General features: G+C 53.2%; 20 protein-coding genes. 8 read left to right on the forward strand and 12 right to left on the reverse strand.

Annotation, left to right across the window (positions count from 1 at the left end; genetic code table 11):
- Positions 1 to 137 precede the first annotated feature (137 nt).
- From QET93_RS12350 to QET93_RS12360, 3 genes are all read left to right on the forward strand, one after another.
- Complete coding sequence (locus QET93_RS12350) at positions 138 to 1,730, forward strand: Rne/Rng family ribonuclease (protein ID WP_280127385.1); 1,593 nt, start codon at positions 138 to 140, stop codon at positions 1,728 to 1,730.
- A gap of 80 nt (positions 1,731 to 1,810) precedes the next feature.
- Positions 1,811 to 2,554 (forward strand): MBL fold metallo-hydrolase, encoded by a 744-nt coding sequence (locus tag QET93_RS12355; protein ID WP_280127386.1) that lies wholly within the window; start codon positions 1,811 to 1,813, stop codon positions 2,552 to 2,554.
- Between the two features lie 86 nt (positions 2,555 to 2,640).
- A complete protein-coding gene (locus QET93_RS12360) occupies positions 2,641 to 3,744 on the forward strand; it encodes an Lrp/AsnC family transcriptional regulator (protein WP_280132443.1) in 1,104 nt (367 codons plus the stop codon).
- A gap of 100 nt (positions 3,745 to 3,844) precedes the next feature.
- On the opposite strand, the gene QET93_RS12365 is transcribed toward QET93_RS12360, so the two are convergent.
- From QET93_RS12365 to QET93_RS12395, 7 genes are all read right to left on the reverse strand, one after another.
- Positions 3,845 to 4,957 (reverse strand): hypothetical protein, encoded by a 1,113-nt coding sequence (locus QET93_RS12365; RefSeq protein WP_280132444.1) that lies wholly within the window; start codon positions 4,955 to 4,957, stop codon positions 3,845 to 3,847.
- Between the two features lie 33 nt (positions 4,958 to 4,990).
- Positions 4,991 to 8,113, reverse strand: coding sequence for a tetratricopeptide repeat protein (locus QET93_RS12370; RefSeq protein WP_280132445.1), 3,123 nt, complete (start codon positions 8,111 to 8,113; stop codon positions 4,991 to 4,993).
- A 275-nt stretch (positions 8,114 to 8,388) separates the two neighbouring features.
- On the reverse strand, positions 8,389 to 8,859 hold the full coding sequence (locus QET93_RS12375) for a biopolymer transporter ExbD (protein WP_280127390.1): 471 nt from the start codon (positions 8,857 to 8,859) through the stop codon (positions 8,389 to 8,391).
- A gap of 49 nt (positions 8,860 to 8,908) precedes the next feature.
- A complete protein-coding gene (locus QET93_RS12380; protein ID WP_280127391.1) occupies positions 8,909 to 9,379 on the reverse strand; it encodes a biopolymer transporter ExbD in 471 nt (156 codons plus the stop codon).
- Between the two features lie 83 nt (positions 9,380 to 9,462).
- Complete coding sequence (locus QET93_RS12385) at positions 9,463 to 10,263, reverse strand: MotA/TolQ/ExbB proton channel family protein (protein WP_280132446.1); 801 nt, start codon at positions 10,261 to 10,263, stop codon at positions 9,463 to 9,465.
- Between the two features lie 106 nt (positions 10,264 to 10,369).
- Positions 10,370 to 10,993: an endonuclease III gene (gene nth / locus QET93_RS12390; protein ID WP_280127393.1), complete on the reverse strand. Its 624-nt coding sequence runs from the start codon at positions 10,991 to 10,993 to the stop codon at positions 10,370 to 10,372.
- A gap of 83 nt (positions 10,994 to 11,076) precedes the next feature.
- Complete coding sequence (locus QET93_RS12395) at positions 11,077 to 11,748, reverse strand: 3D domain-containing protein (RefSeq protein WP_280127394.1); 672 nt, start codon at positions 11,746 to 11,748, stop codon at positions 11,077 to 11,079.
- Positions 11,749 to 11,982: 234 nt separating this feature from the next.
- Between QET93_RS12395 and QET93_RS12400 the strand changes: the two genes are divergently transcribed.
- Genes QET93_RS12400 through QET93_RS12410 form a run of 3 tightly spaced genes read left to right on the forward strand, consistent with a single transcriptional unit; the run spans position 11,983 to position 15,244 of the window.
- Positions 11,983 to 12,948 carry a uracil-DNA glycosylase gene (locus tag QET93_RS12400; RefSeq protein ID WP_280132447.1) on the forward strand — a complete coding sequence of 322 codons (966 nt, stop codon included), beginning with the start codon at positions 11,983 to 11,985 and terminating at the stop codon, positions 12,946 to 12,948.
- Between the two features lie 12 nt (positions 12,949 to 12,960).
- Positions 12,961 to 13,770, forward strand: coding sequence for an indole-3-glycerol-phosphate synthase (locus QET93_RS12405; protein WP_280132448.1), 810 nt, complete (start codon positions 12,961 to 12,963; stop codon positions 13,768 to 13,770).
- Between the two features lie 58 nt (positions 13,771 to 13,828).
- Positions 13,829 to 15,244 (forward strand): sulfatase-like hydrolase/transferase, encoded by a 1,416-nt coding sequence (locus tag QET93_RS12410; protein ID WP_280132449.1) that lies wholly within the window; start codon positions 13,829 to 13,831, stop codon positions 15,242 to 15,244.
- 90 nt (positions 15,245 to 15,334) lie between these two features.
- Here the strand turns inward: QET93_RS12410 and QET93_RS12415 are convergent, their stop codons facing one another.
- The 5 genes from QET93_RS12415 to rpsN all read right to left on the reverse strand — a co-directional run bounded on the left by QET93_RS12415 (position 15,335) and on the right by rpsN (position 18,516).
- Entirely contained in the window at positions 15,335 to 15,712 is a 378-nt protein-coding gene (locus QET93_RS12415) for a YraN family protein (RefSeq protein ID WP_280132450.1), read from the reverse strand.
- A 16-nt stretch (positions 15,713 to 15,728) separates the two neighbouring features.
- A complete protein-coding gene (locus QET93_RS12420; RefSeq protein ID WP_280132451.1) occupies positions 15,729 to 16,370 on the reverse strand; it encodes a ribonuclease HII in 642 nt (213 codons plus the stop codon).
- A 40-nt stretch (positions 16,371 to 16,410) separates the two neighbouring features.
- Complete coding sequence (locus QET93_RS12425; protein ID WP_280132452.1) at positions 16,411 to 17,823, reverse strand: hemolysin family protein; 1,413 nt, start codon at positions 17,821 to 17,823, stop codon at positions 16,411 to 16,413.
- A gap of 78 nt (positions 17,824 to 17,901) precedes the next feature.
- Positions 17,902 to 18,162: a zinc ribbon domain-containing protein gene (locus QET93_RS12430; RefSeq protein ID WP_280127401.1), complete on the reverse strand. Its 261-nt coding sequence runs from the start codon at positions 18,160 to 18,162 to the stop codon at positions 17,902 to 17,904.
- Positions 18,163 to 18,246: 84 nt separating this feature from the next.
- A complete protein-coding gene (rpsN, locus tag QET93_RS12435) occupies positions 18,247 to 18,516 on the reverse strand; it encodes a 30S ribosomal protein S14 (protein WP_280127402.1) in 270 nt (89 codons plus the stop codon).
- A gap of 215 nt (positions 18,517 to 18,731) precedes the next feature.
- On the opposite strand from rpsN, the gene QET93_RS12440 reads away from it, so the two are divergent.
- Together QET93_RS12440 and QET93_RS12445 are read left to right on the forward strand one after the other, a co-directional pair.
- Positions 18,732 to 18,905, forward strand: coding sequence for a hypothetical protein (locus QET93_RS12440; RefSeq protein ID WP_280132453.1), 174 nt, complete (start codon positions 18,732 to 18,734; stop codon positions 18,903 to 18,905).
- A gap of 113 nt (positions 18,906 to 19,018) precedes the next feature.
- Positions 19,019 to 25,258 carry an alpha-2-macroglobulin family protein gene (locus QET93_RS12445; RefSeq protein WP_280132454.1) on the forward strand — a complete coding sequence of 2,080 codons (6,240 nt, stop codon included), beginning with the start codon at positions 19,019 to 19,021 and terminating at the stop codon, positions 25,256 to 25,258.
- Positions 25,259 to 25,321 lie beyond the last annotated feature (63 nt).

Genomic DNA, 25,321 nt, shown 5'->3' on the forward strand with positions numbered 1-25,321 from the left:
GTAGTGGCATGAGTTGGATTCCCAGTCCGCTTTGCCCTGCGGTTACCAATCCTCCATCACGGCGACAACGCCCATGGACCGCATAACGGGATACCTGCATACAACCAGCATATATCCTTACAACTGTGCTTTTCAAAATGCTTAAAAAAATTAAACGCGCCTTCGGCTTTGGGTCCTGTGACCCCAAAGAAGGTGTTACCATTGTCATCAATGCGGAAAAACTGGAACGCCGCGTCGCCCTTCTCGAAAACGGAATCCTTGAAGAATACACCCTGGAACGCGAAGGAGAAGACAACATCGTCGGCGGCATCTTCAAAGGAAAGGTCAAGAATATCGAACCCGGTCTGAAGGCCATGTTCGTCGATATCGGCCAAGACAAAAACGCATTCCTCCACTTCTGGGACGCCCTGCCCGCCGCACTTGATTCCGGACTCGAAGAAATCGAACGAGAAGGCCGCCCCAAGAAACAACATAAAAAAATCACCTCCAAGGACATCCCGGACATCTATCCGATCGGCTCGGAAATCATGGTTCAGGTCACCAAAGGCCCCATTGGCACCAAGGGACCGCGAGTCACCACGAATATTTCCCTGGCAGGACGCTACCTCGTCCTGATGCCCTATACGGACCAGTTCGGCATTTCCCGCAAGATCGAAGATCCCAAAGAACGCCTCCGCCTGCGTCAAATCATGCAGAAGCTCAATGTCCCCGATGGCATGGGCATCATCATGCGCACGGTGGCCCAAGGCCAGCGCTACCGCCACTTCGTCCGCGATCTGGCCATGCTCATGGAACAGTGGCATGAGGTAGAAGCCAAGCGCGATGCCAACCCGGCACCCGTCAATGTCTACCGGGAACCGGACCTGATCGAGCGTACCGCCCGCGATTTCCTGACCGATGCCGTGGACAACATCGTCTGCGACGATCTCGAAACCACTGAAAACATGCGCGCCATCGCCGGCAAAATCTCCCGCCGTGCCAAGCGCCACATCCAGCACTTCCCCGTTCGCCTGCCGATCTTCGAAGAACTCGGCATCCAGAAACAGATCAATGAAGCCTTCCAGCGCCAGGTACTCCTGCCCTGCGGCGGCTATCTCGTCATCGACGAGACGGAAGCCCTCATTGCCATCGACGTCAACACCGGCCGCAACAAAGGTTCCAAGGACCTGGACAAGACCATTCTGGAAACCAACCTCGAAGCCGCCTCCGAAATCGCCCGCCAACTACGCCTGCGCAATATCGGCGGCCTCGTCGTCGTGGACTTCATCGACATGCGCCACCGCAAGGACCAGATGGCCGTTTACAAGATGATGAAGGACCGCATGAAGCGCGACAAAGCCAAAACCCAGGTTCTTCAAATGTCTCCCATCGGCCTGATGGAAATGACCCGCCAGCGCCTCAACGAAAGCCTCCGGGAATACGTCCACGATCCTTGTCCCTACTGCAACGGACGCGGCCGTATCAGATCCGTCATGACGATGAGCGTGGAAATCCAGCGACAAATCAATGCCGCTATCCAGAAATACCACGACACGGTCGGCGACATGGTTATCGTCGTCAATTCCGAAGTTCTCTCGCGCTTCAAGAACGAAGACTCGGAGCTCCTCATGGAGCTGGAGCGCAAGCACAGCGGACGCCTCATCTTCCGCAGCGATCCCACGCTTCACCGGGAGAAGTTTGCCATCTACGACGCCAGGTACGACAATAAAGCCCTCTACCAGGCGGGATAACAACACCTCCCCCTCATCTCAACCCGGACATTCGTTCAATGTCCGGGTTTTTCATTCCCGTCCCATTCTCATTCCCCGCCATGACAGAACCCGACGAACTCCTGCCTCTGGAAGACACGCGGAAAGATGTGATTGCCAAAGCCCTGTCACACATGGCGATTAACCGCAAAGAACTCCCCAAGACTCCAGAAGAATGGCCGAACTTTCTTTCCTCCCGCCTTCATCTGGATCCACAAGCATTCCTGACCATGCCCGATGCCATTCCTCCCATTCCTCTGCCCGATGGCCTGGAGAGACACATTCTACCCTTTGGAGAATGGACACTCAACATCTGGACACTTCCGGCCAACGGAGGACTCGTCGTTATTGATACGGGACTCTCTCCGGATCAACTTATAGCAGCAACCCGAGGGCACACTCCGGCGGCCATTCTCATCACCCACTTTCACAGAGATCACACCGGAGGCACGGATGCCTATTCCCAAGTCCCTGTCCATGACCCAGCCAATACACGCCCCGATCCCCAGCCTCGGCAAATAGCCGGGCTGGAATGGACTGTTCTCGACCTTGCCGGCCACACTCCGGACGGTATCGGCTGGTTCACTATCTACCGGGGTACTCCTCTCTTCTTCCCTGGAGATTCCATCTTTGCCTGCTCCATTGGCAAATACCGAGGAAACGAACAGCAAACCATGCACAACATCCTCGCCGCCATGAGAAGCCTTCCGCCAGAAACTATCATCTGCCCGGGACATGGCCCCGCCACAACCATTGCTCTGGAATGGCAACGAAATCCTTTTATCGCTCCATTCAGACGTACATAGGCAAAAGATAAAGATTCATTCACAAATTTGGAATTAATCTAAAAACAACTTGACAAATTCATCTCTCGCAGGAAGAGTATCCAACCGTGAACTCCATCCCAGTCAGCCCCGAAGATCCGGTTAACATGGCCTTGCTTTCCGTCGCCGAAGATAGAATCGACGGATTCCGTCGCCATCCCTTTCATGCCATCGCCCGCCAAAGCAGACTGGAACTGCCCGTCGTCCTGGAACGTCTCAAAGCCATGAAAAAGGCTAGCGTCGTGCGCCGTATCAGACAAACTCTGCTGGCAACCAAACTAGCCCAGGGAGCACTTGTCGCCTGGGATATCCCCGAAGAACGTCTCCATGATGCATTCGACTGGCTTATGCACGAAGACCCTTTTACAGGGCACGTTGTCCTCCGAACAACGGACGCACCGACTCCCGGAAGCAACTTCAGACTCTGGACTACTCTCAAAGTTCCCGTCGGTTGCAACACGCTGGAAGGACATTGCTCCGTTCTCTCCCGTCACATCGGTGCACGGGAATTCGTCCTATTACCCGCCCGCGGCATCTTTGCCCTGGGCGTAGGTCACATGAGACGCCGCAGTCTCAAACCCGGAGACAAGACTCCCGAACCCGCCGCCATGGAAGAAACCCGTCACGCCTCCCTCACTCCGGAGGAATGGAGAGTCCTGCTCGTGCTCAAGGAAGAACTCCTCGATGAAGAAATCACCGAAGAACCATGGGAACGCCGGGCAGCTTCCCTGGGCATGACGACGGAACACTTTTGCTCCATTGCTGAAAAACTGGACCATCAAAAAGTCATCGGCCGCTTCGCAACCTTCCTGGAACACATGCAACAGAAAGTCTCGGACGGCCCCGTGACGCGTTATAACGGCCTTTTCCACTGGACTGTCCCGGAAGGCATGGAAGCCCGGGCAGGAGCCGAATGCGGTCGTCATATCTGCATGACCCACTGCTATTGGAGAACCGGAGGCGCACCGTTCGCCGGAGCCCAGATCATGGGCGTCGTCCATGGAATGGAAAAAGACATCGTCCTGGCCCATAAGAACGCAATTGACGCCCACCTGGAAGCATGCGGCATCCCCGTTCTGCATACAGCTGTTTTCTGGAGTATCCGGTCGGAAATCAAGCCTTCGGAGATTTCTCCCGATATCTATGCCGCCTGGCTTGCACAAATGGCCTAGCGTTTTCTTCTTTGCTCATCATTGAACCTCCACCAATTAAACAGGGCCGCCTCTCCTCTCCGGAGAAACGGCCCTGATACCATTTAATCAGATCGGGAATTTATTTCTTCTTGTTACCGCTATTCTTCTTAGCGGGAGCCTTAGCCGGAGCCGCTTTGGCATCCTTAGCCGGAGCTGCGGTTTTGGCATCCTTGGCGGGAGCGGCAGGCTTGCCGGCTTCCTTGGGAGTCTCCTCCTTTTGGGGTTTGGGACGCACACCTTCACGGGCAACACGTTCCGTAGGAGTTTCATACCCATTCAGGAACGCATCGTACTTCGGATCCATTTTAATCTCGGGGAAAAGAACATTCTTGTGGAGATACACAAAAGCGGCTGCATCGCGAAACGCCTGCGGAGCCTTGGCAAAGTTGCTCTTTTGGGGTTCATGTTTCATGAATTCAACAACTTTCGGATCTGCGGCAAGAATATCCACCGACTGCAACAACGCAGCAGAAGCCAGAGGAGAATAGGCTCCGTGTTCAGCGACAATCGTGCGTGCAAACTCGTCCAAGGCTTCCTGGGGCTTGCCTGTTGCCGCCAAAGCAACGCCTCTGGCATAGGCAATGCGGGCCGAATCCTTCAGACTCCACTTGTTCTTCTGCTTCTGCATTGTTCCTGTAGCGGAAATCACATCGGCCCATGCTTTGGCATCCAGCTTGGAAAGAGGCTCTATGGCCTCAAGAGACACAATCATTTCCGCCGGAGGAGTCGCCTGCCGTGGGAACGCCTTGTACAGTGCAGCTACGGCAGGCCAGTCCTGCATCTCAATGGCACATTCCAATTCCAGGAACGCAGCCTTCTGGACATAGTTGTCCGGAACGGCGAGGATCGCTTTGTATTTATCCTTGAATGCAGCAAACTTGGCGCGAGCTTCCTGCAATTTGTTATTCTGGAAAGATTCCAAAGCAGATAAATATTCGGGCGGTTCCATCATGTAGAAGTACTCGAATTTGTTGAAAGGCAACTGCATCGGATCCACCTGAACGGTATTGAGTTTATAAAGGATCGTCCCCCGGTTGCCACCAACGACGAAAATATCCGTGGCTCCGCCGCTAGGCAGATCGGAGGACTTGACGCGCGTTCTCAAAGAAGGCTGTTGTTCGGCCGCTTGTCCGAACGCAAGTCCGGACAAGGAAAAGGCGCCAGCCAACAGGAGAATGGAAAAACGTTTCATATCTGTTATGCTTTCTAGTAAGTATTTGACCATTTATTTACCCTGGGACGCCTTGATGGCAGCCTTGCGAGCTTCGTAATCACGGTGTTCTTCCATGACGGAGGGATCCGCACCGTACTTCTTCACAAGATCTTCGACCTTGCGCCACTTGTTACGTTCATCCACCGACATCTTCATAAAATTCGGCTTGGTAACGGAGATGTAATTCGTACCGTTCTGCCATGCGATATAGCGGTCGGACTGTTTTTCGAAACCGACTCGGGGATTATTCCTCTGCCAGAATGCCTTCATCAGCTCTTCCTGAGCCGGAGCAGACCACTTGATCATGCCCTTATAGTTATTCACCAGGTTGAGGAAGGCCGCAATAGCCTGGTCCATCTTGCCCTGCTTGACATTGGCAATACCAAGGTTGAACATGACCTCAGGCTTGAACTTGTTGTAGGATTTGTCAGCCAGATAGCGTTCCGCTTCTTCAGCAGCCTTGGGATAATCTTCCTTGCCCAACTGGAAACGCACCATGTACATCTGGGCTTCTTCCATGGACTTGCGGTCCGGCTGAGGTTTGGCGCGTTCGGCGACAAGCTCATCATTCATCAGCTTAACCGCTTCGTCGATCTTGCCCTTGTCACTGCTTCGTCCCATGGCTATAGCCTTGCCGAAGTTGGCTTCCTTCTTGTAACCCTTGTTGCGCTTCAGAATCTCATCGTAGTATGCTAAAGCCTCAAGAGGCTGATCGGTCTGACCGATATACGTCCCGAGCTTCAGGAGAATGTAAGGCGTCAAATCCGACGGTTTATAGTCATTCTTGAGCTCCTTGAAGAAAGCACTGATAATCCCTTCCAAGATGGCCTTTTTCTCCGATTCTTCAGGCTTGAGCTGTGCCAGTTCATCCTGATACACGCCAATCACGGCCGTGCGCAAAATCGTCTTGAGGGAAATATCGTCCTTGCTGACTCCGGGGAAGTTGTAGAAATGTTCCTTCACCTGGTCGAGGGTCAATTCCTTGCCCATAGCCTTATGCGCATCCAGATAGAACTTCGTGTAGCTGCCGACGGCTTGCTCCACCTTGAGGTTCTTGGAATCCAGCTGGCCTTCGCGAACAATGATGTCGGCAAGCTTCTTGCGGGCAGCTTCAAAAGCTTCCGGCTTCTTGCCGTCCTTGTAGAGCCCCATACCGGCCACGGCTGTCTGGAGAGCAAAGGGATTCTTCTCCGCATCGCAGTCGGCCCAGAAGATATCGTAGTACTTCTTCGCCAGCTCTTCGTTATGGTGAGAGCCGTCACCGGCATAGTTGGCGACAAGATTATACACGGCTTCGGACATGCAACGCTTGTTACCGATCTTCTTGGCCGCTTCATAGCTCTTAACATAGAATTCATTCGCCTCATCCATCTTGGACGGCTCGGAAGAATAAATATTACCCATCAGCAAAAGAGCCAGAGGATACACCTTCGATTCGGGGAGATTGTCAATGATCGTCTTGCAATCCTTCAAGGCAAGGGCATCGTTTTCCTTTGTCTGGAGCTGGAGATTGTTGAACGCACGGTCATAGAGCATATTTCCGATGAAGGGGTTATCCTTGAAATCGGGATACTTCTCGATATAAGCCGAATCCGCTTCAATAGCTTCCTTCCAGCGTCCCAGGGATGTCAGAGAAGACGCCAGATAGAATAACGACTGCTGAGTGTAACTGCCGTTATCCGGATACTTCTTGATGAATTCTTCAAACAGGGGAACGGCCTCCTTATACTTCTTCAACTGGAAGTAGGCCACAGGTTCGCAATAACTGGCAAGAATATAGAATTTACCCGTCGGATCATCGGCATTAAGTTCCTTGACCTTGACAGCCTGTTGGATACATTCGTCGTATTTGCCTTCCTTGAGGAGTTTTTCAAGGGACATTGTATTGAGTACTTTAGCATACTTGGAATTAGGGAATTCCTTGATATGCTGTTCCACCAGCTCGGAAGCTCTCTTGACATCGCCAAGCGTCCAGGTGGTCATAGCCAACTGGTAAAGATTAGTCTCACGCTCTTTAAGCATGGGATACTGTTCTTCAAGAATCTTGTAAATGGCATTGGCGGCACGCACCGAACCATAGTTCAAATACGAGGAAGCAAGCCCCATCAAGGCATAACCGTCCAAGACAACCTTCTGATCGGCCAGCTTGTCGTACGTCTTGGTAACCGCATCAAGCGTCTTCTGGCTATATATCGTGGCCGTATCGGCTATGCCTCCACGTTCCTTGAACGGTTCGATCCTCTTGGAAATAGCGGCTACATCCGCCTTCACGTCGCCCATGTTCGGGACAAATCCGTACAAATCCAAGGCAAGGCGAGCATAGGCCAAAGCCAGATCGGCCTTCCCTGCATCCTGGGCATCCCCCATGCGGACGGCGGCACTGGAAGCGAGTTTCAACAACTCGGGTCCATAGGGAGCAACACGAGCTGCTCCCATATTAATAATGGAAGGATACTCATTCAGGAAATCAACTACAGGCTGGGGATTCTCTTGATCGATCCCGGCACGAACCATGGTCAGGAACGCGTTGACGAGATAATCGTCGGAAATCCCCTGTCCCCTGTAACGATTGACAACGCATTTGGATACCGCGTCAATCCCCTTCTCGAATGAAGGCTTGGATCCCAGAAAATAGCACTGGGCCATAATGCTGAATATCTGACCGGCGTTTACCCTGGCATCCATCCCGGTATTGCGGCGTTCCTTCAGGAATTTTTCCAGAGTTACAATGGCTTCGTCATACTTTTTAGCCAAAAACTGACATTCACCCATTCTGTACAGGGAAACGCGAAGGAATTCGTTTTTGTCCCCGGGAAACTTGGTATAGCAATCCGTAAAAGCCTGGATAGCCTTGTCATATTCCTTCATTTTCATCAGGCAAATGCCCTTCTGGAAGTAGAACCAGCCGAATTCGTCCCCGAATCCGAGCGATTTGGCACGAGGACCATACGTTTCCAGGCACTTGTCAATAGGTACAAGAGCGGCCTGCCATTGTCCCTTTTTCATAGCTTCAATGGCATCTTTCTGATATGTGGGAGGGCCGCCGCCCTGTGCCATTGCAGACTCCGTCAGCGTCATCCCCATCAAAGCAAGGGTAAGCGCTGAAAGCGTTGAAATGTATTTCGATCTCTTCATGGTTTTTTAAGTCACTATTAGTATGAGGCAGGAGAAGGAAGGAGGTCAAGCGCCATCTGGGAAATACGATGCCACAACCTGCCATCCGTGGATCCTGAAAAAATTCTTTTCCGAATTGTCAGTCCGGAGCGAGTTGACAAACTGCGGGTTCCTCGCAACACCCGCTTAAATGGGGAGGCGGCCCCGGCACGGTATCCAGCACGCACTCGCATACATACTTTCATCCGAGGCCCGGGCCGCCAGCCTTGTTGGATTTTATTGTTGGAAACGGTCTCTTATTTATCTTCCGGCACGTTCGTCAAAGCGACGGACTTGATACCGGCTTTGGAAAGAGCGTTCAGGACGTCAATCACGCGTTGGTGCTTGCCGCCATTTTCAACAAACAACTGGACAACAGGCTTGGAGCCGACAGCTTCGGCCGCTTGCTTGAGGTTCGTCAGGGAATCGACAAGAGTCGGCAACTCATGGTTATCCGGATCGGAATCAACAATCACCTGGGAGTCCTGCTTGCCCCAGTAGATCACGCCGTTGTTGTCAACGCGCACCAAGCCCGGTTCAACAGCATTCGGTGTTGTCGATACAGAGTTCGTGTTGCCCGGCATGCTCATATCGAGTTTGCGTTCCTGAACAATCGACGTAGCAACGATGAAGTAAATCAACAGAAGGAAGCAACAGTCGATCAGGGACGAAATATCCATCTTGGGATCTTCATCCTCGGCTGGCTCCATCTTTTTGTGTCTGGCCATCTTGTGTATTTAAACTGGTTAGTGGTAAGTCTGCCTGGAAAACATTATCTCAATTATGGGTCGGCAATACACCGAACACAATGTCGGAAATACCTTCCGTACCTGCTACGCGGATAATCGTCCGGGCATTCTTGAACAAAGAGACCTTGTCGCCGCGAAGATAAATCTTCAACGGATAATTGTCCTTTTTGAACAATTCCGCTTTCCCGTGAATATATTCGCGAACATCTCCTTCAGTCGGAAGAGCCTTGCCGGAATCGTCGCCCCAAAGAATGTCGCTTGACATGCCATCCGGGCGGCTTTCACCGTAAACGTTAATGACGATACAACCATTGGCGGATTTCAACTCGCCGGAATTGGATGCAACCGGCACGGAAACGGCCTTGTCACGTTTGACGGTAATGGCGGTAGCGTTTACGACGAAGAAAATGAGAAGAAGGAACACCATGTCAATCATGGGAGACATGTCCATCTGGCCATCCTCTTCGGGAGGCTGCATCATTCCTTTCAGTTTACTCATATAAATCTTCTAGAATTTTAGAGTTCTTGCAGCTCTGCTCTCTTACAAACAGAGCTGCCCCTCGAAAACGAGCCCTTGCTGGCTTAGGCCAAACCTTCCGGGATACGGGCCAGCTGAGCTTCAGCATTAACCACGTTGATGGAGGTGTTGACCATTTCCTGAACGGTACCGACGCATTCGGCAACATTACTGTTGGCGATGTTCTTCTGGAAGAAGAAGAAGGGCGTCGCAATAATAGCGTTGATCAAGCCCCAGAAGGTCGTCAACAGAGCCACGGAAATGGAACCGGCCAACTGGGTGGGGTCTGCCTGACCGGTTGCAGCCAGCACGCCGAAAGCTTCAACCATGCCCTGCACCGTACCGAACAAACCGAGCATTGGGGAAATCTGGGCACAAAGAGAAAGCATGTTGATCCACTTGAAAAGGGAACGACTCTCATTGGCGGTAAAGTCGGCGATAGCGTCTTCTACGGCGTCACGTCCCAGATCTTCCGGACGAGTAGCGTCCACATTAGGCAGAGCATAGGCAACCAGGCGACCCAGATAGGTGGGACTGCCGGCAGCTACTTCGATCGCGGAACGCACTCGGCATTCGGCCATCAACTGAAGCAGGGTCGTCTTCAAATCTTCAGGACAGAACTTGTCCTTGCGAAGAGCGATAATGTTATAAACGGCCAGGAAAAGAATGGCCGCCAGCATGAGAATGATCGGAATCATGGTCCAGCCCCCGTCGACAATCCACTTGTCGAGCATGTTCTTCTCCACAACTCCGCCCGTAGCAGCCTCTTCGGCGGCATCCTGAGCAAAAGCTGACATTGAGAAAGACGCGAGAGCCACAGAGGTGAAGGCGGCAACACGATAACCCATCGTAAAGAGGTGCTTCATAGTATTGGAATCTTGTTAATTCGAAAGATAGGTAAGTATTTAGCCTTTCTTCCCCCCGTCTGGCAAGCTTCGAATTCACAAGGGGGTAGATTTTTCCAAGAAAAGATTATCCATTCAATTCCAGCCGCCGGCACACAGGACAGGGGGGACGGCATCCGCGGGCCGGACAAAAACTTCTGCCATACAGCACCATCTGCAGATGCAATCTACCCCATTTCTCCTTCGGATAGAGCTTTTTGAGATCGCTTTCGACTTTTTCCACTGTGCCGCCCTTGCTCAATCCCCATCGGCGAGCAAGACGAAAAATGTGGGTATCCACAGGAAAAGCCGGAATGTGAAACGCTTGCTCCATCACCACCGAGGCCGTTTTATGTCCTACTCCCGGCAGGCTTTCCAAAGCCTCGAAACTGTCGGGGACATTTCCTCCGTATTGTTCGACCAGAATCTTACTCAGCTCGACAATCGAATTGGCCTTACGATCGGAGAGACCGCACGAACGTATGATTTCCCGTACGGTTTCAGGAGACTGACGCGCCATATCATACGGATTGCCGGCCAGGGCAAACAATTCGGGGGTTACAAGATTGACCCTGGCATCCGTGCATTGGGCGGATAACAAGACGGCCACCAGAAGCGTATAAGGATCCCTGTGCTTCAGTGGGATTTGAGGGTCGGGAACCGATAGTTCCAGTTCTTCTTCAACAATGCGGGCGCGGTCTTTCTTGTTCATGGGAAATGAAAAACGGGAGAAGATCTCCTTCTCCCGTTAAAATTGTGCATCGTACCGGCAACGGAACACCGTCCGTCACTCCGTTACTCGGCCTTCGCGTACAATCCCCGGGCATTCCTTTGCTGCAAGGCCGCATACATGCTTCTGCAATGACGGTATCCCCTGCGCTTGGCCAGTACTTCCATGCTGGATTCGGGGCTGCCCCACTGTACAACGGTGATCTCGACATAGCGGCGACCCCACTTTTTCATCAAAGACTTGCTAGGCTGGTAAATATCAATCGTACCGGTTCCGACGAGAGCACTGCCGTAATCATCGACAACGTACAGATAAGGCTGTCCTTTGACTCGGAACTTTGTGCCAAGAGGATAGACGGACCAGTCGGCAGCAGCGCTACGCACACTCGACGTATATTTCAAGGACGTCCCGACGGCATTACGCGGGCCATAGGCTACGTGATCGCGTTCGGAATGCGTATAAGCAGTCGTCCGTACCACGCGAGTTCTCTGGTTCGGATGGTAGTAGGGCATCTTGTGACGATCAGCCCCCATCTTGGGGTACTTGGAAGAAGGCTTGGCCGAAGGGCTGGGAGCAAGAGGTTCCACAAACCCCTTATCCACGTTCCCGGACTTGGCAAACATCATACCGGAATCACTGGAACTGAACAGCCCCACCCCAGACGTGGAAGAACAACTTGTAAGAAGACAGGTAGCACACGCTGTCACGCAGAAGAGAATTTTTTCTATCAGACTCATGAGATCGAATGTTTCCCGAAGCATCGCATTAGCAACCGACATCCGGGGGGGATCATATAGGTTTGCAGCCGGTCTCCGCCGGCAACATTGCGCTACTTCTACGTCATCGAGCTCCACTCGGCAATCTTTTTTTCTCCTACTGATACGATTCAATGTCCAAAATTCTTTCAATAGTTATTTTTTACCGATAAAGTTGCAATCTCCTTTTTGTATTCGTAGAATGCGTTTGCTTCCATGGCCTCTACTTTTCCAGATCTTGTCGTCAGCTATCTGAAATCCCTTGAAAACAGGGGGATCGTCCAAATCCCGATCGACGACGAAGCCCGTTCCGTCTTAAGGAAATGGGTCATTTCCGCGCGTGCGGCGAAAGCTTCGATCTCTCCAACTCCGGCCAAGCTTCCCCCCAGGCCAATTCCGGATCCCCCCCCTTCATCAAACGAAGCAAACGACGAATTATCCGATACATCCCGGAACACCATTTCATCTCTGCGAGCTCTTCTTACGGAAACACCGCAAGAAATGCCTGAGGAAAATAATCAACCGAACTTAACTATCCCCGAATTGGCAGGTAATTCTCTGGAAGAAAATCTGACCGCGCTCAGATTAATTGCCGAACGATGGCAACCAGCGAGAATACTGGGAACACTCAGGGAAACCATGGTCTTCGCCACGGGCAATCCTCACACGGATCTCATGTTGATCGGAGAAGCTCCCGGATTTCAGGAAGAACGTCTTCGGGAACCTTTTGTCGGACCGGCCGGAGAAAAACTCAATGCTATCCTAAAAGCCATGGGGCGGTCCCGTGATTCCATTTATATCAGCAATATCGTCAAATTCAGACCATCCCTGCCTCACCAGACCACCAATAACAGAGCCCCCAACGAGCGGGAAATCGCCTACTGCCTTCCGATCATTGCCAAAGAAATCGAATTGATCCGCCCCAAAGTCATCGTCGCCCTCGGCGCAACGGCAGCCAAAGGCCTACTCGGAACAACTTCTCCGCTTTCCACCCTCCGTGGGCGTTTCCATGACTTCCGCGGCGTTCCTGTCCGGGTTACCTACCATCCCAGTTACCTGCTCAGAAACGAAGAACTCTCGGAACGTCGCAAAGTGTGGGAGGACATGCTGGCCGTCATGGAACTGCTGGGAATGCCCATCTCCGACAAGCAGAGAGAATATTTCCGTCCCAAACAACACTGATTTCCTCCAGTCATGGATTATCTCGACACTCTTCTGGAACATCACAAAATTCGTCTTAAAAAACTGCTTCCTCTGGAAGGGAAGCTCCGTGCCGCCGCTATCCTGCGCAATGAGTACGCTGGATTCAAAACAGCTGTCGACCTTGGAGAAGACAGGCTTTCCGTCGTCGCACAGCTTGCCCGTACTCTTCCAAAGTCCGATGCCGGCACCGGGAGCGAACCAATCCAGACAGTGGCAGGAAGAATGTTTGAAGGAGGTATACAGGGTATTTCCATCGTAACGGAAAGTACGTTGTTCGACGGCAGCCTAGTCGACCTCTCCACTATTTCCCGCATCAGCCCGGTTCCGGTACTGGCCCGCGGAATCTGGACACATCCGGCGGAAATCTGCCAGGCGATCGTCAGTGGAGCGGATGCCGTCAACCTCGTAGCCGGAGCACTCGGACAAACCGATCTCCGCGACTTATATTCCCTGGCGACCGGACTCGGCCTGGACGCCATGGTGGAAGTCCACTCCTTGGAAGATGTAGAACAAGCCCTGGACCTGAACGCCGACCTGATCTGCATCAATCATCGGAATCTCCACACATGGGAAACCGATCCCGACCTCACCGAATTCCTGATTGACGAGTTTCCCTCCTCGACGGTCGTCCTGGCTACCGGAGGCATCGGCACCGTCGAAGATGCCAGGCGTCTCCTGGAAGCCGGTTGCAATGGAGTCATCATTGGAGAAACCCTGATGCGTCAAAACATTCCTCAGGATCTCATCGCCGCCATCCGCAACGTACGTCTTTCCAGTGCTGAAAGTACAGACGGGAACTAACGGCTTGACATGGCTGAATAATCAGATCAAAAGACTTGGGAATTAATTGATCTTTCCTATGTCTTTTCTTCAAAAATTATTGCCTCTCTGCATACTCGGAGCTGCTATTCCCGCCATGCCGGCCATGGGGCGAGCACCTTTGGACAAGCCAAATGTTGTCATTGTCTATCTGGACGATTCCGGGTACGGCGATTTCGAATTTACCGGCAACAAGAACGTCAAAACACCCCATCTGAACAAGATGAAGGACGAGGGTCTCTTCATGAGCCATTTTTACAGCGGTTCCCCCGCCTGCACGGCCAGCCGCTATGCATTGATGACGGGTAAAAGTCCGGCGCGCTCAGGCTTCAAACGCTGGGTCATCACTCCCCAGGATGCCGAATACATCAAACCCGAAGAACAAACCGTGCCCGAAACCATGAAACAGGCAGGCTACGTCACGGGAATGATTGGCAAATGGCATCTGGGCGTTACGAACAAGGCCAACGGTATGGATACCAAGTCCCTGCCATGCGCTCACGGGTTCGACACCTACATCGGCATCCCCTACTCCAATGACATGACGCCGACCCCACTTATCCAGCAACCGGGAGACTCCAAGGCATATCCTTCGGCCAAGGTTCTGGAAAACCCCGTCGAACAAGACAAACTCACCCAGTACTACTTCAACCTGGCATGCGACTTCGTCAAAAAGAACAAAAACCGCCCGTTCTTTCTCTACCTTGCCACATCCATGCCGCACTACCCTCTGCATCCCGGTAAGGACTTCCGCGGCAAATCTTCTTCCGGAAGAATCTATGACGATGTCATCGAGGAAATTGATCATTGCATGGGACAACTGCTCGGAACGATCGACAAAGCCGGTATCGGCAGAAACACTCTGGTCATTTTTTCCTCCGACAACGGTCCCTGGCTCATCAAAGGGGATCAGGGAGGCACCGCCCTGCCATTCCGCGACGGCAAAGGCTCCAACTTCGAAGGCGGTGTCCGCGTCCCGGGAATCTTCCGCTGGACGGGCGTCATCTCACCCGGACAAACGAATGATTCCATTGCCAGCGTTCTGGATATTCATCCCACCCTCTGCACGCTGACCAAACAGGAGTTCAAACCCCACGGCCATGCGGACGGACACAGTATAGCTCACATCCTGAATCCCAAATTCGGAGGAAAAACAATCGAAGACGACGATTACGTCCTAATCCAAACCGGTAAGGGAACCAACAAAGCCATGGCCGTCCACTGGAAAAACTGGAAACTCCACATTGATACATTCTCTCAACTCTGGGGACAAAAGAAAATCACCGACCACAATTCCCCGCCTGTCAAAGCAACTATGGACAAGCCCCTGCTCTACGACCTCTCCACGGACATTGCCGAAACAACCAATGTTGCCGACAAACACCCTGAAATCGTTGAGTTCATGAAAAAGAAGATCAAGGAATTCAACGCTTCTCTCAAAGACGAGGCCCCGTAAACGGTATTCCCCATCTCCCTCATCATTTCCGGCCCGGGCAAGGACTTCCTTTCCCGGGTCCGTTCGTTCAAATACGAATAGCAGGTAGTCTCAGACATTGCTGTCGCAATCTCCAAACGCGGCCCGGATCCAATGGATCTCCGGCTTTTCCCCTTCGCATAAATAAATCTCCATCACATCGTACCTGTATGGCACGTCGCGGTCATTGAGCAGCCGGAGCCAGGCATGCGCTCCGGAACGGATCAACTCCCGCTTTTTTTTATCAACGGAGCGCATAGCTTCCCACACAGAATGGGAGGTTCGCGTTTTGACCTCCACAAATACCAACGTGTCTCCATCCCGGCAGACAACATCCAACTCACCGGCGGAACCGATCTTCCAGTTCTTCCGGAGAATAGAACATTTTCCGGCACGCAAGCGGGATTCCGCCACCATCTCGCCGTACAATCCGATGGAAGATGAAGACATGGTTTGCCCGGAGGAATCAGACAAACGGCAGTTCCAATTGTGCAACCGGCCCAAACGAGCGGCGATGCAACGGGCAAGGCCCATGCCTGCGCAACGCTTCCAAATGCTGTTTCGTCCCATATCCTTTGTGTTTGGCAAATCCGTACAAGGGGTATTCCCTGTCCGCTTCCTCCATCATATGGTCCCTCGTCACCTTGGCAAGAATACTTGCTGCAGCAATCGACAAACTAATTGAGTCGCCTTTGACGATAGCACGGTGCAAATAAGGGAACCCCGGCACGGGCAATCCATCAATCAGACAAAAATCCACCGCTACGCCCAATGCTTCTACGGCACGGGCCATAGCCAGATGGGTCGCCTTTAGAATATTGATCCGGTCAATTTCCTCGACAGTCGCCAAACCGACCCCATGCACAACTCCGGAGCTCTCCAACAATTCGGCAAACAGACGCTCCCTTCGAACCGGCGTCAGTTTCTTGGAATCGTCCAATCCGGCAGGCACCGCACATCCCGGAGGTAAAATCACAGCTCCTGCCACAACGGGACCAGCCAGGGGACCCCGCCCCGCCTCATCCACGCCGGCAATACAAGCATAACCTTCGACCCGGGCTTCATGTTCGGGCCGAAGAGTCGGATAAGTGTGGGCACGTTTTTCCATGAACGGGATTGAACCCGGTTCAAGACTTGAATGCAAGGCTTCAGATATCGCCGTCTTCGTTCTCTTTGCAAACCTTCTTCAGCCTTACCTGCGTCACACGCCGTCCGTCCGTCCCCGTAACCCGAGCAAGATAGCGGCCAATCTGCACTTCCTCCCCTTCCTCGGGGATATGTCCTTGTTCGTGGGTAATATAGCCGCCGAACGTCGTCACACCGGGACACTCAAGATCCAAATCGGGTAAATAATCCGCCAGATCAAACAGCGTCACGGCACCGCTGACCACATAGTCATCCGGGCCGGTCTGGACAAATTCACGCATATCGTCCTGATCGAATTCATCCTGAATATCCTCCCCGACAATTTGTTCCAGCACATCGTCAAGAAACACAAGTCCCAGGGAATCGCCAAACTCATCGACCACAAGAGCAAAGTGGGTCCTCTCCCGGAGGAAAAAGGTCAGCAGCGTATCCAGAGGCATCGTATCCGGCACAACCTTCAATTCGCGGCGGATGCTCATCAAATCCGGATTGGCCTGCCCCACCTGTTTCAAGAGATCCTTCACATGCACCCATCCTTTGACATCGTCCAGATGATTCCCATGCACCAGAGGGAAACGCGTATGGCGGGATGTCCGGGCAATTTCCCAATTCGCCTCATAGCTCTCTTCCAGATCAAGCACATCGACTTCACTCCGCGGAGTCAAAATGTCCTTGGCGCACATCTCATTCAATTCCAATGCGTTTTTCGATATCTCCGCCTCCGTAGGAGTCACTTCCTGAGAGCGTTCGCTCTCCGCCACCAGCAAAGCCAGTTCATCGGAACTGTGAACGGTGTGTCTGATCTCATCGGGATTGATGTTCAGGAAATGCTTGAGAATAAAATTGGCCGTGCCATTGAATGCAGACACCACGAATTTGAATGCGATGTAAAAACCATGAAGAATCGGTGCCGTAAACAGAGCCGTTTGGTACGTATAACGAATCGCCACCGACTTGGGCACAAGTTCCCCAAGTACGACATGGGCAAAAGTAAACAGTGCATACGCTACCGCCATTGAAATCATGCGGATCATCGTATCGCTCATCCACCCCGTCATTTTCAACGTCGGCGCCAACAATTTCACCACAAGAGGTTCGCCCAGGAAACCTAAGGCAAGAGATGCCAGCGTAATGCCAACCTGCGTCGCGGAAAGGTAGGAATCCAGATGCCGGACGACACTCAGCGCGGTCGACAGCTTGTGGCGTATCTGCTTTGCCTCCGAGTCATCCGATTGCAACTGGCTTTCCCGTACTTTGACAATGGAAAATTCGCTTGCCACAAAGAAAGCATTCAGCAACAGGAAGAATGCAATGCCGGCGAGAACCAGCAGAATTTCACCCAACCCCGGAAACGTATCCGGAATTTCAGCGTCCCCAATGGACGCAAGAATACTCAGAGGGTCTATATCTGTCATGTGTTGTGTTCTTGAATTGGAGAAAACGCCATGGTGCCATCAAGCAGGGACAGGAAACCGGGATAACTCCGACCTCCGTCACAGCTTTTCATAAACACCTTTGTCCCGTTTTTCCAAAACAGTAAATCCTGCCGCCTTCGCATCGGAAACGGACAGGGGTTTGGTGATGCTGGGGACATTGACCCTGCTGATCACCTTACGCACCGGATGCTTGCACATCGGGCACTGTTCAAGCGGGGCACGATCCACAGGCCGTCTCAGTTCGAAACCGCGACGACATACCGGACAGGACATGTCCGGATCTTCGGCGTGCTCGGAAATATATTCGTAAATAGGCATAATAAGACGCGAGGCTAGTATACACCCGCCCCGCGCCATGAAAATATTTTTTTCGTACCAAGTAAGGCTGAAATTGTCAGCGTCTTACCAAGAAGACTTGGTCACACCGGGAATCATACCGGCGTTGGCCAGCTCGCGGAACGCGATACGGGACAATTTAAAACGACGGATAAATGCACGACGACGACCGGAAACGAGACAACGGTTGACAAGTCGGGTCGGACTGGCGTTGCGGGGCAACATGGTCAAACCAACATAATCCTTCTCGGCCTTCAACTGCGCACGCAGCTCGGCGTAACGCTTGACGGTCTCTTCCTTCTTCTTATTTCTTTCAATCCAGCTCTTCTTAGCCATAGTTCGGGGGGCTTAGATAGGCAGATTCGGTCCCAATTGCAAGCGATTTTTTCCTCAACACGATAATTTTTTGTTTTTCACGGACTTGAACCGGGCGTCGCAAGGGGGCTTATTTCCGTTTTTCCGACTTGAGTTTTGGAACAATTTTTGCATATTATTGTTCACTGTATTCCCGATTCACTGGGCGGCAACCCTATTACTCCAAATCCCCCATTATGAAAGGATTTCCAGCTTCCATCATCCTTCTTACCGTATGGTCTATTGCCGCTCGGGCGGTCTACCCCGACACTTCCGAGAACGACAAGGAAACGGAGGCGCAAGCTTCATTCTCGAAGACGCCCTGCCATGGAAACTCACCGCCCACTGCCACATCGTGCCCCGCATTGTAAAAACCGTGTAAAATAATCGATTTTACTAAAAAAAGTTTACCTCCCGTGACGGTATATCGTCAAAGTCCCTGCAACTCGTCTGCCCCATCATTCATCTTTTTCAAGGATCTGCCATGTTCCACCGCTACCTCCTCCCACTCGTTGCCCTGTTGGCATTGTTTCTGGCATCCTGCACCCACCAATCACCCGATTCCCTGCGCCAGACTGCCATAGAGTTGCAATGCGACAGGCGGCATGATGAAGCCGCGCGCGTTTACGTCCAACTGTTGGCAACCGTCGATGATGCCCAGAGTGGGGAAGATCTTCTGAATCTTTTCGAAATCATCAACTACTTCCCGGAAGGCATGGACGCCTCATTCCTCTGCCCCGGTCAGAATGCCGCACCGAAAAACGAGCTCCCCAACCAGGCACTGACCCTGGAAGGCGGGGAAAGCTACGGAGGGGAGGTTCCCGAGATAATCGTTGAGGATATCACATTCGGCATGCTCGTCCGATCATGGTTCCCGCAGCACGACAAAAACATTCACTTCCGAACGGCTCTGGCAAAGTGGCAATATGAACATGCCGGAAGCACTCTCATCCACAAAGACGCCATGATCCAATTTGCCGGGATTCCTGAACCCGATTCTGGTTGGAAAAAATACTACCAACTGGAAGCCCTGCACCGTCTCCACCAACTGACCATCCTCGCCTTCAACGGGAAAATGCCTCCAGAGGAACAGTTCGTGGTGTACAAAACGCTGATCGACGTACTCCTCGACCGCATCAACATGGATTCCGGTGAACGGCTCAACCGCAAGTTTGTCAAAACGCCCTTCGACTCCGCTCCCGATGCCAGGGAACTCAGCAGAAAGTCTCTCGAATCAAAAGATCAGGATGAATCCGAGGAAGTCCGAACTTCACCCTCCATGTTTTCGGCTCCCAAAACCTGGACCGGAGCTCGCAATGACATGGAACGTGTCGCATTCCTCCTGCAGGAAGCCGCCAAGGTACCGGGCAAGGGAAACGAAATCGCCCTGTTCCGCGCCAGATGCCTGATGAAGTGGTATGCCTTGCCAACGAACATGCCGATGGAGACAACCAAAAAGCTCCTTCCTCCTACCCCATCCAACATTGCGGCAACCCTGTTCTCACCATCAGGAGGAGTGGAAAAAGATGACTGGAGGCGCATCTCCCTGCCACCGGAATGCCAGTACCGTCCTATCCTCCTCTCCCTGTGCGAACAAAAGGATTCCCCCTTGATAGCCATGGAAGCAATGTCCCTCCTGTGCGCCGACTACATCTCGCGCCTGGACTTTGACTCTGCCGTCGAACTTGCCCGCCGTGGGCTCATCTTCTCCAAGGAACAGAGGGGAAAATTCAAGGACAACATGGAAGGAGATCCCGCTGAAATGAGCGCGGAATACTTCCGCACCATCTGCGCGGAACTGGACATGCCCTACGCAACATTTGTTACACACGACCACAGTAATGGGGAAGTAGCCCTTCGCGTACGAAACACGGAAGAAGTCACCCTCACCGTCCAACCCATCGATTTGAAAGGGCTGGCTGACATCACCCGGGAGGACGCCGTTCTCAAAAATTTGTTTTATGAGTCGTGGCTCCCCGGCATCCAGCGCTTCCTTACCCGAAAGGATAACGAAAAGGACAAGCGCTTCCGTCAATTCATCGGCAAAACCATCCTGAAGCAGACAATCCCCGTCAAGCTCAGTCGCGAAGAACAAGTTTGCACCATCCCGCTGAATATCCCGGACGGCACCTACATTGTCACATCCAGCGTCCCCAATGGCCAACAATACCTGCAATTCGTCAATAAAGGCTCCCTCAAACTCATCAGCCGCCAGCGTTCCGGCAACAAAATGATCTGGTTCACCGTGGATGAAGCCACCGGAAAGCCCATCCCCGGTGTCCAATTGAGGGGAGATCTTTTATACAACGTCGAGGATTCATCCGAAAAAATCACCCTCCCCTTCACGGCGCAAACGGATGACAAAGGACTCTGGATTCAACAATTGCCCACAGTGACCCGGGAAGGCAAAAAACTGGAGTTGAACAAGTATTTCTGCCTGGCAGAATTGAACGGTGCCATTGTGCCGAACAGAGACTATTTTTCTTCCTTCGATTTCCACAATCCGAACACCCCACCGCGCCAGCAACTCGTCCTGCTCGCTTCCCAACCCATCTACAAGACCGGACAGAGGGCACAGCTCATTGCCCGTCCCATCCGACCGTCCTTCATCAATCCATCCCTGACATCCGGGGCAGGCACATCCTACCTTGTCACGGTTCGCGGCCCGCGCAATACGCTGGACGGCTGGAACAAAAAGGAAGTCACCACGGATGCTACAAACGCCATCGAACTGGATATCCCCCTGCCCGACGATGCGGATTTGGGGAATTACACGGTCTCCCTTGTTCCCAGAAATGCCTCATCCTCCGGTAAGGGTGGCGTTCAGAAAGCAAGCAAGGAAATCACCGCATGTTTCCGCGTTGAAGAGTACAAAAAACCGGAGTTCAAGGTAAGCATCGTTCCGGAAACACCCTCACTCCGCCTCGGAAAAGAGGCAGCCTGCATCATCCGGGCGGAATACTACAGTGGCGGCCCCGTTTCGAATGCCAAAGTCCAACTTGAAATTGATATCACATCCGGGGAAAAAGCTCCCGCCGAACGCTGGGTTTGGGACTACCTGCTCCCTAACAGCTCACGTTACTGGAAGGATAGCCGTATCGGCTCTATTGAAAAATCCATCACTCTTGATGAAAAAGGAGAAGCTCGCGTCCTACTCTCCGCCCTCAAGGAGAACAAAGTTGCCAAGTACAACAAGGTCAATTACGACATCACCGCCAAGGTGACGGATGCCTCCCTGCGAGAAGTCCAGGAAAACCGCACCCTGAGCGCCTCCAGATCGCTCTTCGCCCTAAGCCTTGTTCCCTCATCCCAATACATCGGCAAGGGAGAAGCCGTAAGCATCAAGCTCACAGCTAAACAGGGCGACGGCAAGGTTGCCGCCAATGTTTCCGGCACATGCACCGTCCACCCTCTCAAACGCAACAATGAGGGTAAAGAAGACGACGAAATGCTGACGATTTCCACCAAATCCCCCCTTCTGCAGTCCGACATCACAACGGATGACGAGGGGAAAGCCACTATCGTTTTCCCGGCGGATGCCCTGGATACACGCGGAATCCTCCGTTTCACCGTCACACTCACGAGCCCCGATGGCGAAACATCGGAAGCACATCTCGACCTTCCTTCCCGAAATGGCAGAAAGGGAAGCCATCCTGCCCCGGATCAACTGAATCTTCTGGCTCACGACAAGCAATCCGCCACCGGCACCAAAGCCCGTTTCCTGATTGAAACCCCTGCCCCGACAGGCTACGTCTGGCTCTTTCCGCATGCTGGATGGACCAAGGAATCCTACTCCATGGTCACAACCAGAGGGCATGTCGGAGAATCCTCCATCAACCTTCGCCCAGAAGACATGCCCAACACCGCCGTCGAAGCCTTCACCGTTTACCAGGGGAAACTTCAGCAGACAAAGGTACACATCCTTGTGCCGCCGGACGACAAACGCCTCCAGGCTGAAGCTTCCGCCGACAAACAAACGCTCAAACCCGGCGAAGAAACCGGCATCAAAATCGCAGTCAGAGATGCAGCAGGTAATCCACCACCCGCCGGGACACTCGTCACATTGGCTGTTTACGACCAGGCTTTGGAATACTTTTCCGGTCCCCCCGAAGTACTGGAGCGGATGCTTTGGAGTCGTTCCAATACCACCCAAACACCCGGCTTCAATGCCAGCGAAAACCCACCAAGCAGCCTCGTATACCATTGGAAATCAAGAAAATCCCGTGCGCACTCCGATCTGTCGGACTTCGTCAAATCGTCACTCGATGTCGTCCTCGAATCCTCCCTGATGGAGCGTTCCTGCCGCTTCAAGGCAAAGAGTATGGAATCCGATATTTCCTACGCTCCCTGTCCCGTTATCACCGGGGATAGCGAAGAAATTGTATGCTATATCCCATCCGACAAGAATGAGCCCGGCAATACGAATGACATCCCCATCCGCAGCAACTTCACCGACAATATCCTCTGGCGCGGCATCCTGCCTCTGGCAAGCGACGGCACAGTCACCATCCCCGTCACCATGGCAGACAACCTCACCACATGGCAGGTTCGCGCATGGATCATCTCCCCCGATCTCTCTTTCGGAGAAGCCTCCGCCACCATCATCAGCACGAAGGACATCCTCGCCTCGCTCCAGATGCCCCGTTTCCTCACTGCGGGGGATACGGCCACGCTCAGCACCATCATCCGCAACCGGACGGACAAAGCCGTCCAGGCACACGTGACGTTGAAACCGTCTCCATCCTGCCCTGCTCCACTGGAAGCTGAAGACAACGCCATCGTCGAAGTCCCCGCCCAAGGTTCGGCTCGCGTCGATTGGAAGGTGCGTGCAACACAGGCCGGCACAGCGCAATACACGACCGAAGTACGCAGTGGAGCAGGCAACGATGCCATGCAAATGTCCCTGCCCGTCCTGCCGCACGGCATGCGCCAGACTCACGTATTCAGCGGGGCTCTTGCCGCAGGAAGCAATGAGGCCACCGTCAAACTCAATGTTCCGGAAGCCACTCGCCGGGATGACGCCCGCCTGACGCTCACCGTTTCGCCTTCGGTCATCCTGCCAGCCATCGATTCCCTTCCCTATCTGCAGGATTTCCCCCACGATTGCGCCGAACAAACGCTCAACCGGTTCCTAGGAACCCTCCTCGTCCGCCACACACTTAAGGAACTGAACATCGCCATCCCTGACAGATCGAAGGAAGCCAATTGTCCGCTCCTTTTCGACAAGAAAAAAACCAACAAGTTCGTGAAGACCCACATCGACCGCCTCGTTGCCATGCAGGGCTACGACGGTGGATGGAGCTGGTTCGGGCAAGCCGATGAAAGCGATCCTGTCATTTCCGCCATCGTGTACCGTGGTTTGTCCATCGCTTCCTCGCTCATGCAAAACGCCGTTCCGGAAAGAAGTCTGGAAAAAGCAGCCGGATTCCTTGGTTCAATCGAGGACCAGCGCGTCGCTCGTCTCTCCTCCTCCATTCTCCCCTGGAAGAATAACAAATCCCGGGGCACCATCAATGAAGAGGACATCCTGATCCGGCGTGCGCTCAGCACGGCCAACACCGTTCATCCCGGAGGCATCAGCAACGACCGCATGATGAAGCTCATCGCCCGCGATGCCCAAAAAACCGGACAGTACAGCCAAATCATGGCCGCCAGATTGCTTCTGAAGGAGAACGACAAGGGCTCCGACGAAGTCAAGAAACTGGCCTCCGCCCTCCAAAAACAGGTTGTTACAGATGCCATGCTCGGCACGGCACGGCTCAAGAACCCCGGTGAATCCTCCTGCTGGTGGTTCTGGCATGGCAACGATACTTCCATCCAGGCAGAGTACCTGCAACTCCTCTGCGAACTGGGTAGCGACACAGCTGCACCCATCGCCCGCGGAATCGTCCTCAAACGCCAGTACGCCAGCCATTGGGAATCCACGCTTTCCACAGCAAATGCTCTGGAAGCCCTCTGCCAGTACGCCCTCACAACGAAGGAAGGAGTCGATCCCATGCAAGTGGACGTCCTCTCAGGAGACCGCGTCATCGGTTCCATTACCCTGACTCGTGACAATCTGCTGACCGCCCCACGCTCCGTCACTCTGGAAGGCGATGCCATTTTCCCCTCGGATGCAGCCAGTCAACAATCGCCTCTCTCCTGGACCATCCGCCGCAAAGGCGGCAAGGGCCGCCTGTACATCAACGGCCTGTTCAACGCATATACCACACAAGATCCCCTTCCCGCCGCCGGGTTGAACCTCACCGTCAAGCGCAACTGCTACCGCGTCGTCCCTGCCAGCCAAATAACAGCCGACACGCCCCTGCAAGGCAAGCGAATCACCAAGGGCGTCAGGGATGAATTGCTCGTCCCTCTGGCGGACGGCGACACCGTAGACAGCGGCACGGAAATCGAGGTCGAACTCGTCTTCACCGCCCGGCACGACTGCGAATATATCTGTACCACCGACCCGCGCCCCGCCGGCTGCGAGTCCACCCTCCCCCTCAGCGGATACGGCTTCGGCGATCACGTTTCCTACTATCAGGAGCCACGGGACGAAGAATCGCGGTTCTACTTTAACTGGATCCCGAAAGGCGAACACACCATCACGTACAGACTCCGCGCCGAACGCCTCGGTTTCTTCCGCAATATGCCTACCGTCGTCGAGGCCATGTACGCCCCGGAACTCCGCGGCAATGCCCGGGAATCATCGCTGAAAATCGACGAATCATCCCATGAATAAGTCCGCCTCCCGAAGAACAAATGCCTCGCGGCGGGACGGGGAAGAATGTCATTCTGCGAAAAA

Source organism: Akkermansia sp. N21116 (assembly GCF_029854705.2).
Classification (GTDB): Bacteria; Verrucomicrobiota; Verrucomicrobiia; order Verrucomicrobiales; family Akkermansiaceae; genus Akkermansia.

Excerpts from the sequence above, each read along its gene's own strand:
- QET93_RS12405 (WP_280132448.1), top strand. The coding sequence starts at position 12,961 with ATGGATTATCTCGACACTCTTCTGGAACATCACAAAATTCGTCTTAAA.
- QET93_RS12410 (WP_280132449.1), top strand. The coding sequence starts at position 13,829 with ATGTCTTTTCTTCAAAAATTATTGCCTCTCTGCATACTCGGAGCTGCT.
- QET93_RS12370 (WP_280132445.1), bottom strand. The coding sequence starts at position 8,113 with ATGAAGAGATCGAAATACATTTCAACGCTTTCAGCGCTTACCCTTGCT.
- QET93_RS12350 (WP_280127385.1), top strand. The coding sequence starts at position 138 with ATGCTTAAAAAAATTAAACGCGCCTTCGGCTTTGGGTCCTGTGACCCC.
- QET93_RS12430 (WP_280127401.1), bottom strand. The coding sequence starts at position 18,162 with ATGCCTATTTACGAATATATTTCCGAGCACGCCGAAGATCCGGACATG.
- rpsN (WP_280127402.1), bottom strand. The coding sequence starts at position 18,516 with ATGGCTAAGAAGAGCTGGATTGAAAGAAATAAGAAGAAGGAAGAGACC.
- QET93_RS12400 (WP_280132447.1), top strand. The coding sequence starts at position 11,983 with ATGGCCTCTACTTTTCCAGATCTTGTCGTCAGCTATCTGAAATCCCTT.
- QET93_RS12425 (WP_280132452.1), bottom strand. The coding sequence starts at position 17,823 with ATGACAGATATAGACCCTCTGAGTATTCTTGCGTCCATTGGGGACGCT.
- QET93_RS12420 (WP_280132451.1), bottom strand. The coding sequence starts at position 16,370 with ATGGAAAAACGTGCCCACACTTATCCGACTCTTCGGCCCGAACATGAA.
- QET93_RS12355 (WP_280127386.1), top strand. The coding sequence starts at position 1,811 with ATGACAGAACCCGACGAACTCCTGCCTCTGGAAGACACGCGGAAAGAT.
- nth (WP_280127393.1), bottom strand. The coding sequence starts at position 10,993 with ATGAACAAGAAAGACCGCGCCCGCATTGTTGAAGAAGAACTGGAACTA.
- QET93_RS12380 (WP_280127391.1), bottom strand. The coding sequence starts at position 9,379 with ATGAGTAAACTGAAAGGAATGATGCAGCCTCCCGAAGAGGATGGCCAG.
- QET93_RS12440 (WP_280132453.1), top strand. The coding sequence starts at position 18,732 with ATGAAAGGATTTCCAGCTTCCATCATCCTTCTTACCGTATGGTCTATT.
- QET93_RS12415 (WP_280132450.1), bottom strand. The coding sequence starts at position 15,712 with ATGTCTTCATCTTCCATCGGATTGTACGGCGAGATGGTGGCGGAATCC.
- QET93_RS12375 (WP_280127390.1), bottom strand. The coding sequence starts at position 8,859 with ATGGCCAGACACAAAAAGATGGAGCCAGCCGAGGATGAAGATCCCAAG.
- QET93_RS12445 (WP_280132454.1), top strand. The coding sequence starts at position 19,019 with ATGTTCCACCGCTACCTCCTCCCACTCGTTGCCCTGTTGGCATTGTTT.
- QET93_RS12385 (WP_280132446.1), bottom strand. The coding sequence starts at position 10,263 with ATGAAGCACCTCTTTACGATGGGTTATCGTGTTGCCGCCTTCACCTCT.
- QET93_RS12395 (WP_280127394.1), bottom strand. The coding sequence starts at position 11,748 with ATGAGTCTGATAGAAAAAATTCTCTTCTGCGTGACAGCGTGTGCTACC.
- QET93_RS12365 (WP_280132444.1), bottom strand. The coding sequence starts at position 4,957 with ATGAAACGTTTTTCCATTCTCCTGTTGGCTGGCGCCTTTTCCTTGTCC.